Raw genomic sequence first — 15,345 nt, 5'->3', positions numbered from 1 at the left:
AGTCTAGTCCTCCCCTAATTGCTTCTTGGCATCGTCCAGCAATGCTTTCCAGGCTTTCCAAACATTGTCACTGGAGTAACGTTGCGCTGATTCATAAGCGTTCGTGCTCATCGTCTGCAGCAGTTGCGGATCCTTCAGCAACTTGGTGATCCGATCGGCCATCGCTTGTTCGTCATTGTACGGCACGACATAACCATTTTTACCGTCCTGGATAATCGAGTTGGGACCGTAATTGGTGTCATAGGTCACCCCGACCACCCCGTGTGAAATAGCTTCCATGATCGCGAGGTTGAAGCCTTCCATCGTCGACGCCAAGGCGAAGATTTGGGCATGGTCGTAAACTTCCCCGATATCTTCGGAATAGCCCTTGATCGATACAGCATTCGCAATACCACCTTCCTCGGCAGCCTTCTTGATCGCATCCTTTTCTTTTTCGGAGTTGGTGTAGCCCCAGATGTCCAAGCTGACTTCGGGTACTTCCTTGTGGACCAGTGCCAGTGAATGAACGATCCGCGGCATTTGCTTTTCACTCGAAATCCGGGCAGCGATGATCACTCTGCCAAAGGTCCGGTCTTCTTCGCTAATCCGCGGCGCATTCAGGCGCTCATCGGGTACAATTCCCACGGGGATGGTGAAGAGCTTAGCATGCTGCGGGTGGAAACGCTTCTGCACGTCTTCGGTCTGGTTCGGGGTTGCCGAGACGACGGCCGAATAATTGTCGATGTTGTATAAACCGTATTCGTAGTTGTCGTTGAGGATCGAATGCATCTCGTCCTGGGCATCGGCCCCCTGGGAATTGTGCAGGTGGAAGACGGTGTAAGCCGGCCGCTTCAGATCTAGGATGATGTCATCGGCCAGCAGAGACCGGTCCAAAATGAAAATGTTCTTGCCAGTTGCGTTGACATCGTTGAGAAATTTTTGGAAGAATTCTCGCAAGGTATTAAAGGTGAAGATTTTTCCTTGATGGTCCCGTAGCCACCAACCGGTATCAACCAGCTTTTGATGCAGGTCATAGTGGAAGAACTGCTGAATGACCACCTGGCCATCAGCCGCTAGCCATTCCTTGCGTTCGACCTTGTTATCTGGCGAATACCAGTCGATCTCCGACACAAAGCCCCGGCTGTCGTAGTTGTTAACACAGTAAAGGTTGCCATAACCGTCAAACATTTCCGTGCTCATCACCTGTTTATCGTGAGCAGGATCGTAGTTGACCCGCGCCAGGAAATGACCATCCGGCCGGTTTAAGAGGTAACGGACATTGTTGGTCTCGTCCTGGATGGTGATGTTGTCAACCCCGAAGTCGAGGTCATTGACGTGAAGCGTTTGGCGAACGACGTGTTCCCGTCCTTGATAGTAATCAAACATGCTCAGCAGCTGGTCGTCTACTAAACCAGCCGCCGCGGCAACATCGTGCAGGTTGGCACTCCATTCACGAGTGATCAGCTTGGCCGGTGTTTGGTGCTCAGCAAAGAGTTTCATCCGTTTGAGTTCTGCGTGCTCAATACCGGACTTTTTTTCGGGTAGGTTAAAGTTAATAAAATAAATCATTGTAGTCTCCATTAGTCAAAACTCAGTGACGGGCATTCGGGTGGGAAGAGTTAGCCATATCGGCCCGGTACTGTTCACGGGTCATGTGGGAAGGGGCCGTAGACTGTGGCTGAGCTGCTGAGGCTGCTGCACTGTCGTTCATCGAATCCGCCGTGTTTACGCCCATCGCCTTGGTGAGTTTAATAATCGTTTCGGCTTGCTTGCGCATTTTGGCGACTTCTTCTGGATCATATTCATCAATGTCGAAATCTTGCTTAACTTTTGGTGTCTGGGCTTTTTCACTATCCGGATACTGGATCGAAAAGCCAAGGTCTTTTTTTACCATTGCAAACTCCTTTAAAAACATTTTCCTTCCTGAGTATAACACACAGGAACACCGAATCTTTACCCAAAAAAGGCCGCCATACGCATGCATGGCAGCCTCCTTATTATATTAGCTAATATTTATTCTTCAGCGAAGAATTAAGCACGCTTCTTGGACATAACGCCCATGCCAAGCATTGCCGTCAGAGCAGCAACACCCAAGCCAGCAACAGCGGCTTCGTTGGCGTTACCAGTCTGTGGCAGCTTGTTAGCAGTAGCAGCAGCTGGTTGCTTTGCTGAAGTGTTAACTTGTTCCTGCAGTGCCTTGGCCTGGTTCAACAGAGCCAGAGCTTGGTTAGCCAGCTTTTGAGCTTGACTAGCGTTACCAGCCTTCAGAGCAGCTGAAGCTTGGTTCAGCAGGTCCTTAGCTTCTTGGATCAGCTGGTTAATTTCAGCAGTCTTGTCAGTTGATGCGTCAGAACTTGCAGAACTGTTTGCTGAGCTGTTAGCACTGGAGTTAGCAGAACTGTTTGCTGAGCTGTTAGCACTGGAGTTTGCTGAAGAGTTAGCAGAACTGTTGGCACTGGAGTTTGCTGAAGAGTTAGCAGAACTGTTGGCGCTGGAGTTTGCTGAAGAGTTGTTCGTCAGCGCGTTCAGAGCAGCAACGGCTTCGTCGTAGTTAGCTTGGTCCTGCTTCAGTTGATCAACGATTGGTGCAACCAGTTTTTCGTAGTCAGCAGAGTTCTTGACAGCAGCCTGGTGCAGCTTGTTAGCATTCTTAGCATCCTTGATTGCTTGGTTAGCATCGTTGATTGCCTTGATGAATGGTGCAGCAGCATCTTTGTTAGCATCAACCTTGGCTTGTGCCGTAGCCAAACGAGCTTGTTGTTCTGCCAATGCCTTTTGAGCGAGTTTAATGTGGTTTTGAGCAGCCGCCTTTTGGGCATCGTTCTTAGCGTTCTTCAGATCATTTTGTGCATCTGAAAGGACACTTTGACTGTGCTTGATCTTAGCCTGTTCTTCCTTAACCTTGTTGGAATTGCTGATGTAAGAATTGTAAGCGCCGCTCTGCTGAGCCTTGGCAACAGCAGTACTCTTAGCAGACTGAGCCTTGTTGATAGCGTCAGTGTAGTAGCTGTCTTCATGCAGGTAAGCAGCCGTTTCAATGTCTTGCAGGGTCTTCCAAGCAGCATTGGCGTTTGCAGTAGCAGTAGCCAGGGCAGCCTTAGCGTTAACCAGGTCGCTGTTAGCCTTGGCTAATTCGTTTTGTGCCTGAGCAGCAGCACTGTTCTTGGCGATGACATCCTTAGCCATTGCGTCGAAGTCTCGCTTGTCACCATTGCTGTTCCATGCACGCTGACCATTAAGCATTTCCTTGATGAAGCTAACCTTACCGGCAGCTTGCTGGTAAGCAGCGTCCAAGGTCTTGATGTGGTCATGTTTCAACAACTTAGCATAGCTGTCAACCGTCTCCTGAGCAGCCTTCTTAGCACTCTCAGTCTTAGCGTTTGACAGAACTTCGTTGGCGTCAGCCAGGTTCTGCTTGTTAGTGTTATGCTTTACCCATTCAGCTGAAGCAGCGGCAGAAGCAGCGTTAGCTGAGTCAGTAGCGGCTGACAGACGAGCCTGCAGTGATGAAGCAGCGGATGAACCCCACATGTTCCAAGCGCCGTTAGCGTTGGAAGCAGCAGCTGAAGCGTTGTTGTAGTTGTTCTGCGCGTTGTCCTTAGCAACTTGGGCGTTAGATAGGCTCGTGTTAGCAGCGTCTTCGGCGTCGCTAGCAGCAGAAGCACTCTTAACAGCGTCTGAGTATTGTGCAGCAGCAGAAGAACCAGCCTGAGCGGACTTCAGCAGAGCTTGGTCGCTTGCTACAGCAGAGCTGTTTTGGTTAACCGTGTTTTGAGCGTCTGAGATAGCCTGTTCACGTGAAGTAGCACTGCTGTTAGCAGCTGAGTTCTGGTTTTGTTGAGCCAGTAAGGTAGCCTGGTTAGCATCCTGTGGTAAGGTGTTAACATCGGCATGTGCAACTGAAGCACCGCCGGCAAATACTAAACCAGTACCAAGCAGAACGGAAGCAACACCCACGTTCAACTTAGCCAGACCGTACTTAGGCATCTTCTTAGCCTTCCGTACGCGATTCATTTCCTTATTATTGCTAGAAAACATAACAATTTACCTCCTAATAGTAAATAGAAATAATGCGGTAGCTAAACTATTGGCCACTCATATCTTACCCCCCCCCGCCCGTTTTGATCAACCGCTAAGTGAAAGGCTCTGGCCACTTCTCAGATTTCATTTAGTTCTCATTGCCGTTGTTTCGCCCTTTGTGGACTGGTTGTAGCGACGAATTGTTGAAAAATAATTTTAAATTATTTTAATTTTTTGTGAATTTTTAATCTTTTTCAAATCTTTTTTGTTATTCGGCCTATCGCTTGATCTGAATTGTCCGTCAAAATAACCCCGCATCCTCAACAGACACGGGGTTAATTGACTTTAGTTAGCATTCAGTGAAGCGAGACGCTCCTTCGCAGCCGCCAATTTATCTTGCCAGTCTGCCGCCTTCTGCTTTTCAGCAGCGACAACCTTGGCTGGCGCGTTGTTGACGAACTTTTCATTCCCCAGTTTCTTGGCGGAACGGTTCACTTCAGCTTCCAGCTTCTTGATTTCCTTTTGCATCCGGGCGCGTTCTTCATCCATGTCGACCAATTCTTGCATCGGGATGAAGACTTCCGCGTTGGTAATTACCGCACTCATCGCCAAACGCGGTGCCTGCATCGCCTTATCCAGCTTAATTGCGGAGACGTTGCAGAAGCGGTTAATGTAGTCTTCGTTGTCTTTAAAGATCTTTGCGATCTGGTCGTTAGCGGGCTTGATCAGCAATTCCACCGGCTTGGACAGCGGGGCGTTGGCCTCACTCCGGATATTCCGGACGGCGGTGATCAGTTCGATCAGCCGGTCCATCCCCTCTTCGGCCGTAGGGTTAGCGAAGTCGTCATGTTCAACCGGGTAGGCGCTGACCATGATCGACTTGCCCGTATGTGGCATCTCTTGCCAGAGTTCCTCACTGACAAACGGCATCACGGGGTGGATCAGGCGCAGGGTCTGGTCGAGGACGTAGCAAAGAATGTCACGAGTGGCAGTCTTTTCTTCAGCCGTCCCGTTATTCAGGGTTTCCTTGGTCAGCTCAATGTACCAGTCACAGAAATCATTCCAAATGAAGTTGTACATTGCCCGGCCGGCTTCACCAAACTCGAACTTCTCCAACTGGGTGTTGACCTGCTTGACCGTCGCGTTGAGTTTTGACAAAATCCAGCGATCGGACAAGTTCCACTTGGTTTCGTCCGGCAGTTCCGGCTTGGTTTGATCGTCGAGGTTCATGATCACGTAACGGCTGGCGTTCCAGATCTTGTTGATGAAGTTCCAGGCAGCATCCATCTTCTTGTAGGAGAAACGAATGTCTTGCCCTGGCGTCGAACCGGAAATCAGGAACCAGCGCAGAGCATCGACCCCGTACTTCTTGATCACGTCCATCGGGTCAATCCCGTTGCCTAGTGACTTGGACATCTTCCGTCCCTGTTCGTCCCGGATCAGCCCGTGCAAGATGACGTTTCTAAACGGGGCCTTGCCGGTGAATTCCAGACTCTGGAAGATCATCCGGGCAACCCAGAAGAAGATGATGTCGTAGCCGGTGACCAGGGTCGTGGTCGGGAAGTAGCGCTTGAAATCGGCGGCATCGGTGTCCGGCCAGCCCATCGTCGAGAATGGCCAGAGGGCACTGGAGAACCAAGTATCAAGGACATCGGGGTCGCGAGTCCAGTTCTCTTCGTCCTTTGGAGCTTCCATGCCGACGTAAACTTCGCCGGTCTTCTTATGATACCAGGCCGGAATCCGGTGGCCCCACCAAAGTTGCCGGGAAATAACCCAGTCATGGCAGTTTTCCATCCACTGCTTGAAGGTATGTTCGAAACGCTTTGGAACGAAGTTGATGGCGTCGTCACCATCCTGGTTCTTCAGTGCGGCCTCGGCCAGCGGCTTCATCTTAACGAACCACTGGGTGGATAAGCGAGCTTCGACCTGCACGCCAGTCCGCTGCGAGTGGCCAACGGAGTGGACGATCGGGTCCACTTTCAGGAGGTAGCCTTCCTTCTTCAAGTCGGCAACGATGGCCTTGCGGGCCTCAAAACGGTCCATCCCCTCGTACTTACCGCCATTTTCGTTCAAGCTGGCATCTTCGTTGAAGGTGTTCAACTCCGGCAGGTTGTGACGCTTGCCGACCAGGAAGTCATTCGGATCGTGGGCTGGCGTGATCTTAACCATCCCGGTCCCGAAGTCGGTCTTCACGTAGTCGTCAGCGATAATTTCCACTTCCCGGTTGACCAACGGCACCTTGATGTGCTTGCCGACGAGCGCCTTGTAGCGTTCATCGTGCGGGTTAACAGCCACAGCTTCGTCACCGAACATCGTTTCTGGCCGGGTCGTTGCAATTTCGATGTAATCCTTGCCATTGAAAGTCGTGCCATCGGTGAACGGGTACTTGACGTGGTAGAAGGCCCCCTTGTCGTCCTTGTGTTCCACTTCGATGTCAGACAGGGCGGTCCGGGCCTGTGGGTCCCAGTTGATGATGTAAGTTGCCCGGTAGATCAGACCCTTCTTGTAGAGGTCGACGAAGACCTTGCGAACGGCCTTGTTCAGTCCCTTATCCAGGGTAAAGCGTTCCCGGTCGTAGTCGACGGAAATGCCCATCTTGGCCCATTGTTGGTGGATGATATCAGCATATTCGTCCTTCCAGTCCCAGACCTGTTTGATAAACTTCTCCCGGCCCAGGTCATAACGGGAAATGCCGTCCTGGCGTAAGCGAGCCTCAACCTTCGCCTGGGTCGCAATCCCGGCATGGTCCATCCCCGGAACCCAGAGGGTGTCATAACCCTGCATCCGCTTCCGTCGGATGATGATGTCTTGCAGGGTGGTGTCCCAGGCATGACCCAGGTGCAGCTTCCCGGTGACGTTCGGCGGTGGAATCACGATCGAATACGGGTGGGCCTTTTTGTCACCACTCGGCTTGAAGAAGCCGTTGTCGATCCACCATTGGTAGCGGCCCTTTTCCACTGCTGTCGGGTCGTACTTGGTGGACATTTGCTTTTTTTCTACCATAAAATAACCTCCTCACTGCCAAATGACTCCAGCGCTGGGCCAAAGAAAAAGCCCGTCCTAAAACATAGGACGAGCTTGCTCGCGGTACCACCTAACTTAGGCCTTCCGGGCCCCACTTAAGTCACTTGTTAACGAAGCAGAATCTCCGGATCCGCCTACCTTTTTCAGCGGATCAGCTCGCGAGCTACTTTCCGAGCCAATTGCCGGCACCCCTTTCACTCCTTGGGTACTCGCTGAAACGGCAGCTTGGTCGTACTCTCTCGGTCGTTGCTTGATTGAAATTAGTGTACTTGCTTTTTCTTCGAGCGTCAAGGCTTAGAGCAACTTTTTCAAAGCGTTCAACGCTGCCAGGTAATCCGGTTCATCGGTTTCTTCCGGTACTAATTGTTCATAACGGATTTTGCCATCCGCATCCATAATGAAGATCGACCGGGCCAAGTTGCCAGTATCCGGAATCAGCACCTTCAGGGCGTAACCAAAGGACTGTTCAGCGTCCGATAAGAGACGGATATTATCCAGACCCTGGGCAGCGCACCAGCCGCGTTGTTCGGCCACCGTGTTGGTAGAGACGGTAATGAAGTTGACCTGCGGATAATCCTCCATCGCCCGGTTGAACTTGCGGGTCTGAATGCTGCAGACGTCTGTATTGATGTCCGGGACGACGCTAAACAGCGTTACCTTACCGAACAATTCCCGGGTCTTCACCCGTTGATTCGTCTTATCGAACAATTTAAAGTGTGGGATATCAACGCCGACCTTCGGCAAATCCCCCACCAACTGGTATGGCTTTCCTTCAATGGTTACTTGCACAACGAACGCTCCTTTCAAAAATTCCTGGGCAACGGTCTTATCGCCGCCAACCCGACGCTAGGTTAGGTTCTAGAATAACACAGATTGACGCAGTTGAAAGTCCCTGAAAACGTTTTTTACAATAATTCGGCAAAAACATCCTCATTTTGGTTGAGGAACTCGTCGCCGGGATGGATTGTCGTGATCTTGATGCCTGCCAGAGCACGCTCCATCAAACCGTGAACGTCGATCAAGTCCTCACACTCCCGGGCCCGGTCAACCCGCGGCTTCGTCTTCGGACGCGGCGGGGTAAAGACCGTGCAGCAGTCTTCATAAGGTAAGATCGAAAGATCATAGGTATCCAGATCTTTGGCGATCTTGATGATTTCGTTCTTATCATAGCTGAGGACCGGGCGCAAAACCGGCAAGGTCGTGACGTCCTCGATGGCCCGCATCGACTGCATCGTCTGTGAAGCCACCTGACCGAGAGATTCGCCGTTGAAGATGGCTAGACCGCGCCGCCGGTGAGCCAGTGCCACTGCCAAGCGCAACATCATCCGCCGCTGAACCGTCATTAGATAGCCCTCCGGCACCTTTTCCTTGATGTCCTCCTGGCTCTCGGTAAAGGGCACTTGGATGAATTTAATCGAACCACAGTACTGGGCCAAGCGCGCCGTCAGTTCCTTAGCCTTGGCGAGAGCCTGCTCCGAGGTGTAAGGCGGACTGTAGAAGTGGACCATCTCCAGGGAGACGCCCCGCTTCATCGCCAAGTAGGCCGCCACGGGAGAATCGATGCCGCCGGAGAGCATCATCATCCCCTTGCCCGCGGTCCCAACCGGCAGACCGCCAGCACCCGGAATCGTCTCGCAGGAGAGATAAATACCATCACGCCGAATTTCCACCCGCATTTCCAGATCCGGGTGGTGGACGTCAACCGATAGCTGGTCAAAGTGATCCAGCAGGTCACCGCCTAGCCGGTCGTTCATCGTAAAGGTATCGATTGGGAATTTCTTGTCAGCCCGCCGGGTTTGAATCTTAAAGGTCGTCGGTTGCTTGACCAGGGCCGCCATCATCTCCTCGGCCGCGGCAGCCACCGCCGCAAAATCGCGGTCGACCTTCAAAACCGGTGAAAAACTTTGAATGCCAAAGACGTTTTTCAACCGCTGCATGACGGCTTCATAGTCGTCACCATTCAAAACAATGTGGGTTCGGGCAGGACCGGGGTGAATCTCGAGGTCGCTAAAATCGTGGAGGGCGGCCCGGATGTTGCTGCCGAGACGGTCAATGAAGGACTTGCGGTTGCGGCCCTTGGTTGACAACTCCCCGTAGCGAACCATGATTTCATCATAGTGCATGAAAGTAGAAGTCTCCTTTCTCCTTAATCAATAATCTTCTTGAAGCCAGCGTAGAGTTCGTCGAAGACGCGGTTAAATTCATCAGCCTCTGCCAGGGTATTCTGGTCGCCCAGACTAATCCGCACCGCGCTAGTAGCAATCTCGTCCGGCACCTTCATTGCGGCCAGCGTACCAGCTTCGACGTGTTTCTTTGATGAACAGGCACTGGTCGTTGAGATATAAATGTCGTGTTCTTCAAAGGCATGGACGATCGTCTCACCGCGGACGCCGGCGATCGCGAAGGTCAGGATGTGCGGCGCAAAGCCCTGATCGTGACCGTCGCCGGAAATAACGTGGACGTGTGGCAGATCTTTGATATGGTCATAGATCCGCTGCTTGATCTGCCGTTCCTGCTGGCAAGCGGCTGCTTCCCCATCCTTGACTAGCCGCAAGGCCCGGGCCATCGCAACGTCACCCGGCGTGTTCTCCGTGCCGCTGCGCATGCCACGTTCCTGACCGCCACCGTTCACCAGGGGCGCGATTTTGCGGCCGGCACGGGCGTAAACGAAGCCGGTACCCCGCGGAGCGTGGAACTTGTGGCCGGAGAAAGTAGCAAAATCAACCCGTGGCCCAAAGACCATCGAATCTAACTGCTTGCCGACCGCCTGCACTGCGTCAACCATAAAGTGAATTTTCGGGTACTTTTCCAGGACCTTGCCAATCTCATTAATCGGTTGAATCGTACCGATTTCGTTGTTAACTGCCATGATCGACACCAAAATCGTGTCGGGACGAATGGCCCGGGCCACATCGTCGGGGCTGACCCGCCCCTTTGAATCGACCGGCAAGTAGGTGACCTCAAAACCAAGTTCTTCCAGCTGGTGCATCGCATTCATCACCGCCCCATGTTCGACACTTGACGTGATAATGTGCTTGCCGAATTCGTGCTTGGCGATGGCGGTGCCTTTGATCACCCAGTTATCGCCTTCCGAACCGCCGCTGGTGAAGATGATTTCCGCTGGTTTAACGCCGCACAGGGACGCAATCTGCTGTCGTGACTGTTCCAGGAGATGCCAAGCCTGTTCACCAAACTGGTGAAGGCTCGACGGGTTGCCCCAGATCTTCTGCGAAACCTGGTCATAACTCTTTAAAGCCGACGGATCAATTTTCGTCGTCGCACTGTTATCAAAGTAAATCATTGAATTTCTCCTCGTTTCGATTAAAGAAGGGGCGTTGCATCGCACCACGCCCCTTTTTGCCTCATTATAACAACATTACTTACTTTAGGGAAGTGAAGGCTAACCTTCCCCATTGATATCCCGGTAGTAGCCGTCCTCAAGTCGTTTGTAGGCTCCCGGCTCCGCCACTTCCAGTGCCGTTGCGATCTTCTCGAGCGCTTCTTGGTACTGGTACTTGCTGTAAAGCTGCTGCGACTCGTCAATGGCCTTAGCGACAGCGGCATTTTGTTCAGCCAGCCGGTTAGCGTACTGAATCAGACGGCCCGTCAGCTCAGCACTGTCGCGGAGGTCGTCGGTCTTATCCTCCAGGGTTTGGAGATCGGATTGAACCATCAGCAGTTGCTTGGTAATGTCGTCCATGTTGATCTTAGGCTTGTTGATATCCTTATCCAGCCGCGAAATTTCGTCGCTGACCAGGAAGAAGTAGTCCATGTAGGACTTATCAATTCCTGGCAGGTTCAGGTTCTCCACCCGCCGCTTGATTGTCCGGATTTTGGTAACGAACTTGGTAACGGCTTTGCGGGTCCGCCGTTCGTCGTCACGCATCGTTGCCACCTGGTCGTTGAGCTTTTCCTGCTGGCTTTCGATCTGATCGAGGGTCGCCTTGGCTTGCTTGGCCTGGGCTAGTACTTGACTGTCGACCGCTTCCTTGCCGTTGACGGCGGCAGTCGTCTGGTGATATTCGTCGGCCAGCTGCTGAAGCTGCTCATCCAGTTCACGGGTATGGGCCATTTCATCGTGGTTAAGGGTGTAGGATTGGCTGAGGCGATTAAGCAGGTCCAGCAAGGTGTCATTCTGCTTGTGGGCGTGTTCGAGATGCTGGCCCCACTTCTTTAGGGCGTCATGGACGTGCGGCCGAGCATCGAGTTCGCGCTGCATGATGTCATAATAATGTTCGATCTGCTTGGTAAGTTCTTGGTTGGTGTGGGCAACATCGGTCAATTCTAACCGGTTCAGCTGTTGTTTGGCGAGTGTCAGCTGCTCCTGCAGACGGTCGACTTTTTGATCGATCGCTTCTTCTACGAAGTGATAGCCCTGCTCATGGAGCTGCTGATAGCCCCCTGCCAATTCTTTGAGCTGATCCGGATAAACCGTCAGCAACGGCTTATACAAAGGCGGAATTTTCTTCAACAAGTCCTGAAAGGTGGCGAGGGACGTTTGCAGCTGGCTCAGGTTCTGCTCAGCTGCTGCATAGTCGCCACTGTGAACGAGTTGGACGAAACTTTGGTAGTCTGCCTTGAGGGTTGTCAATTGTTTCTCTAGGGCGCTCAAACTGTCGCCATAAAGGTAACCGTCGTCTTCCAGCTTATTATCGGCCGTCTGCAACTCCTTGTTGAGACTCGCAACGGCTTCTTGCTGGGCTGTCTGCTGGTCGCGGATCTGCTTGATCTGCAGCTTAATTCGAGCAGCTGTTTGGTTGATTTTCGAAGCCGCCTGCTGTAGATCGCTCAGCTGCTTGCCAATGGTGAAGACCCGGATGCCGTGCAGGTTGCTTTCCAGTTGGACAACCTGTTTGCGGACCGCCTGCAATGAGTCTTTCACTTGCTGGTCATACTGTTGGTGAAGCCGCTCCGCTTCTTTTTTGGAATCGCCACTGAGCTCCATTTCATCCAATTTTGCCAACTCTTCGTCAATCTTTTGTGTGGCTAGCTGCTCGTGCAGGTGTTTGGCCTGACGGATAGTCGTCAATGCGCGCCGCTGCATGACGTAGATCACCACCAAAATAATAATAACCAGTACTAAGACCCCAACAACAACCTGAAACATGTAAAATCCCACCCTAAAGTAAATTATCACCCAAAATTATAGCATAAGAAGCCCCACTAATTATGAACATTCTAATAATAATTCCGACAAAAGCCGGGGCAAAACGTTGACACGCTCCTGGTCATTGCTGTATGATGATACGCGTGTAAAATAATTGCAGCGGTGAGTGGTAAGCTCGTCAACAGATTGGTGCCGCATGGTGTTTTCAGTAACCGATGCTGCAAAGGTGAAAAATTCAAATCAACCTGCACGAATACCAAACTCACAATCGGATTATTTTACTCCAAACTATTTTATTGGAGGAACATTAATATGTCTCGTTATACTGGTCCAAGTTGGCGTGTATCTCGTCGTCTTGGCATCTCACTGTCTGGTACTGGTAAGGAATTGGCTCGTCGTCCATACGCTCCTGGTGACCATGGTCGCGACCGTCATGGCAAGATGTCAGAATACGGCACCCAACTTCGGGAAAAGCAAAAGGTTCGGATGATGTACGGCATGACTGAACGTCAATTTGCCAACCTCTTCGTTCGTGCCGGCAAGATCAAGGAAGGCACCCACGGTGATAACTTCCTGATCCTCCTCGAACGTCGGCTTGACAACATGGTTTACCGTTTGGGCTTGGCAACGACGCGTCGTCAGGCTCGTCAGCTGGTAAACCACGGTCACATCACCGTTGATGGCAAGCGCGTTGACATTCCTTCATACGAAGTGAAGATTGGCCAAATCATCGCCGTTCGTGACAAGTCCAAGAAGTTGGACGTGATCACCAACGCCGTTGAATCAGTTGTTTCCCGTCCGTCATACGTTGAATTCGACGCTGACAAGCTGGAAGGCAAGCTGGTTCGTCTGCCAGAACGTGACGACCTCGATGCTGACATCGATGAATCACTGATCGTTGAATACTACAACAAGTAATTTTTACTCGTTGTCATTCACAAATCCCGTGGAGTCTTCCATGGGATTTTTTATTTTCGACATATCACCCAAGATGTGATGAGAGGAGGATGAGCAAATGACCGAAGAAAATAACGTCCAAGACCGTCTCAAGCAAGGAATCTACGGCCAACGCAAAATCAATCCCGACGAACAGCGTCATTACCTCGGTACCTTTCGCGAACGCGTCTACGTCACCATCAGCTGTCAAGAAATCAAAGAGCGTTCCTGGATCAACCAGCTACAGCAAGAATTCCAGGCCCACCCGCAGGCAACCCTCTTCATTAACAATAACCTCAACCACGACCTGGTCCATCCTTACATGCTGGCAGCCAGCAAAGCCAACGTCCATTTCACCTTGAAAAGTGATCCGGAATTCCGCACTGATCCAGATAAACTAGCGATCGTCTATGCCGCCGCAGATGCCGTCTACCAAAGTCCCGTCGATATTTCCCAACGCTATCCGGATTCAGCCGCCCCAGAACCCAAAACGGCAGCCAAGAAGCCACATAAACATGGTTTCTTCCACTTGTTCAAACACTAAGGAGGTGTTAATTTGCCACAACCACTAGCCTTTCGGATGCGGCCGCGCAGCCTCGACGAGGTGGTCGGCCAACGCCACCTTGTCGCCCCTGGCAAGATTATCTACCGGATGGTCAAAGCCCACATGCTGTCATCGATGATCCTCTATGGACCACCGGGGACTGGCAAAACCAGCATTGCCAGCGCCATCGCCGGATCAACCAAGTATGGCCTGCGAATGCTCAACGCCGCTACCGATAGCAAGAAGGACCTACAAATCGTGGCAGAGGAAGCCAAGATGAGCGGCACGATGATTCTCCTGCTCGACGAAATCCACCGCCTTGACAAGACCAAGCAGGATTTCCTCCTCCCCCACCTCGAAAGCGGCCGGATCATCCTGATCGGGGCAACAACCGAAAACCCCTACATCGCCATCAACCCAGCGATCCGGAGCCGGACACAGATCTTCCCGGTCTACCCCCTCAGCGAACAAGACATTGCCACCGCTATCGACCGGGCAATGAGCGATAAAAAGCGGGGCCTCGGCGAGATGAAGCTCGCTTTGGATAACGATGCTAAAAAGCTCCTCTGCCGGGCAACCAATGGCGACCTGCGTTCCGCCCTCAACGGTCTAGAATTAGCCGCCCGCTCGACGGATCCGGATGATGACGGGACAATCCACTTGACGGTGCCGGTGATCCAGGAAAGCATCCAGAAAAAAACTTTAGCGGCCGACGCTGACGGTGACGCCCACTACGACATCATCTCAGCTTTCCAGAAGTCAATTCGCGGTTCGGACACTGATGCCGCCCTCCACTACTTGGCCCGCCTGATCGAGGCCGGCGATCTCACTAGCATCGCGCGACGACTGATGGTAATCGCCTACGAAGACGTCGGTCTCGCCAACATGCCAGCGGCTCAGCGTGCCGTCACAGCAGTCCAGGCGGCCCAGCAACTGGGATTCCCGGAAGCACGGATTCCCCTGGCCGACGCCGTCATTGAGCTCTGTCTCTCGCCAAAATCCAATTCGGGAATCATGGCGATTGACCGCGCTATCAAACAAATCCGGCAGGGCAATTACGGTGAAGTCCCTGACCATCTCAAGGATGCTCACTATAAGGGGGCTCACAAATTGGGACATGGCCTTAACTACCAGTACCCACACGATTTTCCCCAAGATTGGGTGGCCCAACAATATCTCCCCGATAAGATCCAACACGCCCACTACTTCCGGCCAAAGGGCAACGGAACCTTTGAGGCCAGCTATCGCAATCAGTACGAGCGGCTCAAACGGGCGCAAGAACAGGGGCTCGCTAAAAAACGCCATTAATCTGGCCTAATACAGGCGACTTGATTGTAATTCTTCGCAAAACCTGCTAGCATAATTAATAGAAATTCTGTTGTGTACGCGTTGTCTAAACGCAGGTTTGCCTTACAGTCTTATTATATTGGGACTAGTGCATCGCTTTGCGGACAACATGCCTTTTCACTTGGTAGTTGAAAGCTCTGCGGCCGTGCCCCACCTGTTTCACATACAGGTCAACACTGAATGACAATTAACGGCACGAACGGAGTTTCGCCCTGGGTTTTACCTGGGGCTTTTTTAGTTCTTGAGAATTTACAATTCAAGTGCAACATAAATTAAAAAAATAACCCATAACGGGTAGAATTAGTTTAATAACCAAATCAAACTAATCGAGGTAATCCGTTATGAGCTATATACATCTTACTATAAAAGAACGCGAAATGCTTATGTG

General features: G+C 51.8%; 11 protein-coding genes, 1 other RNA gene and 1 other annotated feature. Of the genes, 4 read left to right on the top strand and 8 right to left on the bottom strand.

Annotated features, from left to right (window positions below; translation table 11 throughout):
- Positions 1 to 3 precede the first annotated feature (3 nt).
- The 8 genes from asp1 to ezrA all read right to left on the bottom strand — a co-directional run bounded on the left by asp1 (position 4) and on the right by ezrA (position 12,130).
- Complete coding sequence (asp1, locus tag QOR82_RS01715) at positions 4 to 1,548, bottom strand: accessory Sec system glycosyltransferase Asp1 (RefSeq protein WP_283583043.1); 1,545 nt, start codon at positions 1,546 to 1,548, stop codon at positions 4 to 6.
- A 22-nt stretch (positions 1,549 to 1,570) separates the two neighbouring features.
- Positions 1,571 to 1,873, bottom strand: coding sequence for a hypothetical protein (locus QOR82_RS01710; RefSeq protein ID WP_283583042.1), 303 nt, complete (start codon positions 1,871 to 1,873; stop codon positions 1,571 to 1,573).
- Positions 1,874 to 2,010: 137 nt separating this feature from the next.
- The gene (locus QOR82_RS01705; protein WP_283583041.1) at positions 2,011 to 4,017 is read right to left on the bottom strand and encodes a YSIRK-type signal peptide-containing protein; all 2,007 of its coding nucleotides are present in this window, start codon (positions 4,015 to 4,017) and stop codon (positions 2,011 to 2,013) included.
- A 327-nt stretch (positions 4,018 to 4,344) separates the two neighbouring features.
- Positions 4,345 to 7,002: a valine--tRNA ligase gene (locus tag QOR82_RS01700; RefSeq protein WP_283583040.1), complete on the bottom strand. Its 2,658-nt coding sequence runs from the start codon at positions 7,000 to 7,002 to the stop codon at positions 4,345 to 4,347.
- Between the two features lie 62 nt (positions 7,003 to 7,064).
- Positions 7,065 to 7,279 (bottom strand) — a binding site (T-box leader).
- 38 nt (positions 7,280 to 7,317) lie between these two features.
- The gene (gene tpx, locus QOR82_RS01695; protein ID WP_283583039.1) at positions 7,318 to 7,812 is read right to left on the bottom strand and encodes a thiol peroxidase; all 495 of its coding nucleotides are present in this window, start codon (positions 7,810 to 7,812) and stop codon (positions 7,318 to 7,320) included.
- 116 nt (positions 7,813 to 7,928) lie between these two features.
- Positions 7,929 to 9,146: a tRNA uracil 4-sulfurtransferase ThiI gene (gene thiI / locus QOR82_RS01690; RefSeq protein ID WP_283583038.1), complete on the bottom strand. Its 1,218-nt coding sequence runs from the start codon at positions 9,144 to 9,146 to the stop codon at positions 7,929 to 7,931.
- Between the two features lie 23 nt (positions 9,147 to 9,169).
- Positions 9,170 to 10,324: a cysteine desulfurase family protein gene (locus QOR82_RS01685; RefSeq protein ID WP_283583037.1), complete on the bottom strand. Its 1,155-nt coding sequence runs from the start codon at positions 10,322 to 10,324 to the stop codon at positions 9,170 to 9,172.
- Positions 10,325 to 10,423: 99 nt separating this feature from the next.
- Complete coding sequence (gene ezrA, locus QOR82_RS01680; protein ID WP_283583036.1) at positions 10,424 to 12,130, bottom strand: septation ring formation regulator EzrA; 1,707 nt, start codon at positions 12,128 to 12,130, stop codon at positions 10,424 to 10,426.
- Positions 12,131 to 12,442: 312 nt separating this feature from the next.
- Between ezrA and rpsD the strand changes: the two genes are divergently transcribed.
- The 4 genes from rpsD to ssrS all read left to right on the top strand — a co-directional run bounded on the left by rpsD (position 12,443) and on the right by ssrS (position 15,167).
- Positions 12,443 to 13,048 (top strand): 30S ribosomal protein S4, encoded by a 606-nt coding sequence (gene rpsD / locus QOR82_RS01675; RefSeq protein WP_283583035.1) that lies wholly within the window; start codon positions 12,443 to 12,445, stop codon positions 13,046 to 13,048.
- Between the two features lie 97 nt (positions 13,049 to 13,145).
- On the top strand, positions 13,146 to 13,610 hold the full coding sequence (locus QOR82_RS01670; RefSeq protein ID WP_283583034.1) for a YueI family protein: 465 nt from the start codon (positions 13,146 to 13,148) through the stop codon (positions 13,608 to 13,610).
- A gap of 12 nt (positions 13,611 to 13,622) precedes the next feature.
- Entirely contained in the window at positions 13,623 to 14,918 is a 1,296-nt protein-coding gene (locus QOR82_RS01665) for a replication-associated recombination protein A (RefSeq protein WP_283583033.1), read from the top strand.
- Positions 14,919 to 14,979: 61 nt separating this feature from the next.
- Positions 14,980 to 15,167: non-coding RNA, 6S RNA (ssrS, locus tag QOR82_RS01660), on the top strand.
- The last annotated feature ends 178 nt before the right edge of the window (positions 15,168 to 15,345 follow it).

Source organism: Limosilactobacillus difficilis, assembly GCF_947387495.1.
Taxonomy (GTDB): domain Bacteria; phylum Bacillota; class Bacilli; order Lactobacillales; family Lactobacillaceae; genus Limosilactobacillus; species Limosilactobacillus difficilis.
The sequence above is the reverse complement of the archived record's forward strand: the minus strand, read 5'-3'. Positions and strand labels throughout refer to the sequence as shown.

What these genes read in the sequence shown, in the direction of transcription:
- QOR82_RS01685 (WP_283583037.1), bottom strand. Translation starts at nt 10,324, where the DNA reads ATGATTTACTTTGATAACAGTGCGACGACGAAAATTGATCCGTCGGCT.
- QOR82_RS01700 (WP_283583040.1), bottom strand. Translation starts at nt 7,002, where the DNA reads ATGGTAGAAAAAAAGCAAATGTCCACCAAGTACGACCCGACAGCAGTG.
- thiI (WP_283583038.1), bottom strand. Translation starts at nt 9,146, where the DNA reads ATGCACTATGATGAAATCATGGTTCGCTACGGGGAGTTGTCAACCAAG.
- rpsD (WP_283583035.1), top strand. Translation starts at nt 12,443, where the DNA reads ATGTCTCGTTATACTGGTCCAAGTTGGCGTGTATCTCGTCGTCTTGGC.
- ezrA (WP_283583036.1), bottom strand. Translation starts at nt 12,130, where the DNA reads ATGTTTCAGGTTGTTGTTGGGGTCTTAGTACTGGTTATTATTATTTTG.
- QOR82_RS01710 (WP_283583042.1), bottom strand. Translation starts at nt 1,873, where the DNA reads ATGGTAAAAAAAGACCTTGGCTTTTCGATCCAGTATCCGGATAGTGAA.
- QOR82_RS01670 (WP_283583034.1), top strand. Translation starts at nt 13,146, where the DNA reads ATGACCGAAGAAAATAACGTCCAAGACCGTCTCAAGCAAGGAATCTAC.
- asp1 (WP_283583043.1), bottom strand. Translation starts at nt 1,548, where the DNA reads ATGATTTATTTTATTAACTTTAACCTACCCGAAAAAAAGTCCGGTATT.
- QOR82_RS01705 (WP_283583041.1), bottom strand. Translation starts at nt 4,017, where the DNA reads ATGTTTTCTAGCAATAATAAGGAAATGAATCGCGTACGGAAGGCTAAG.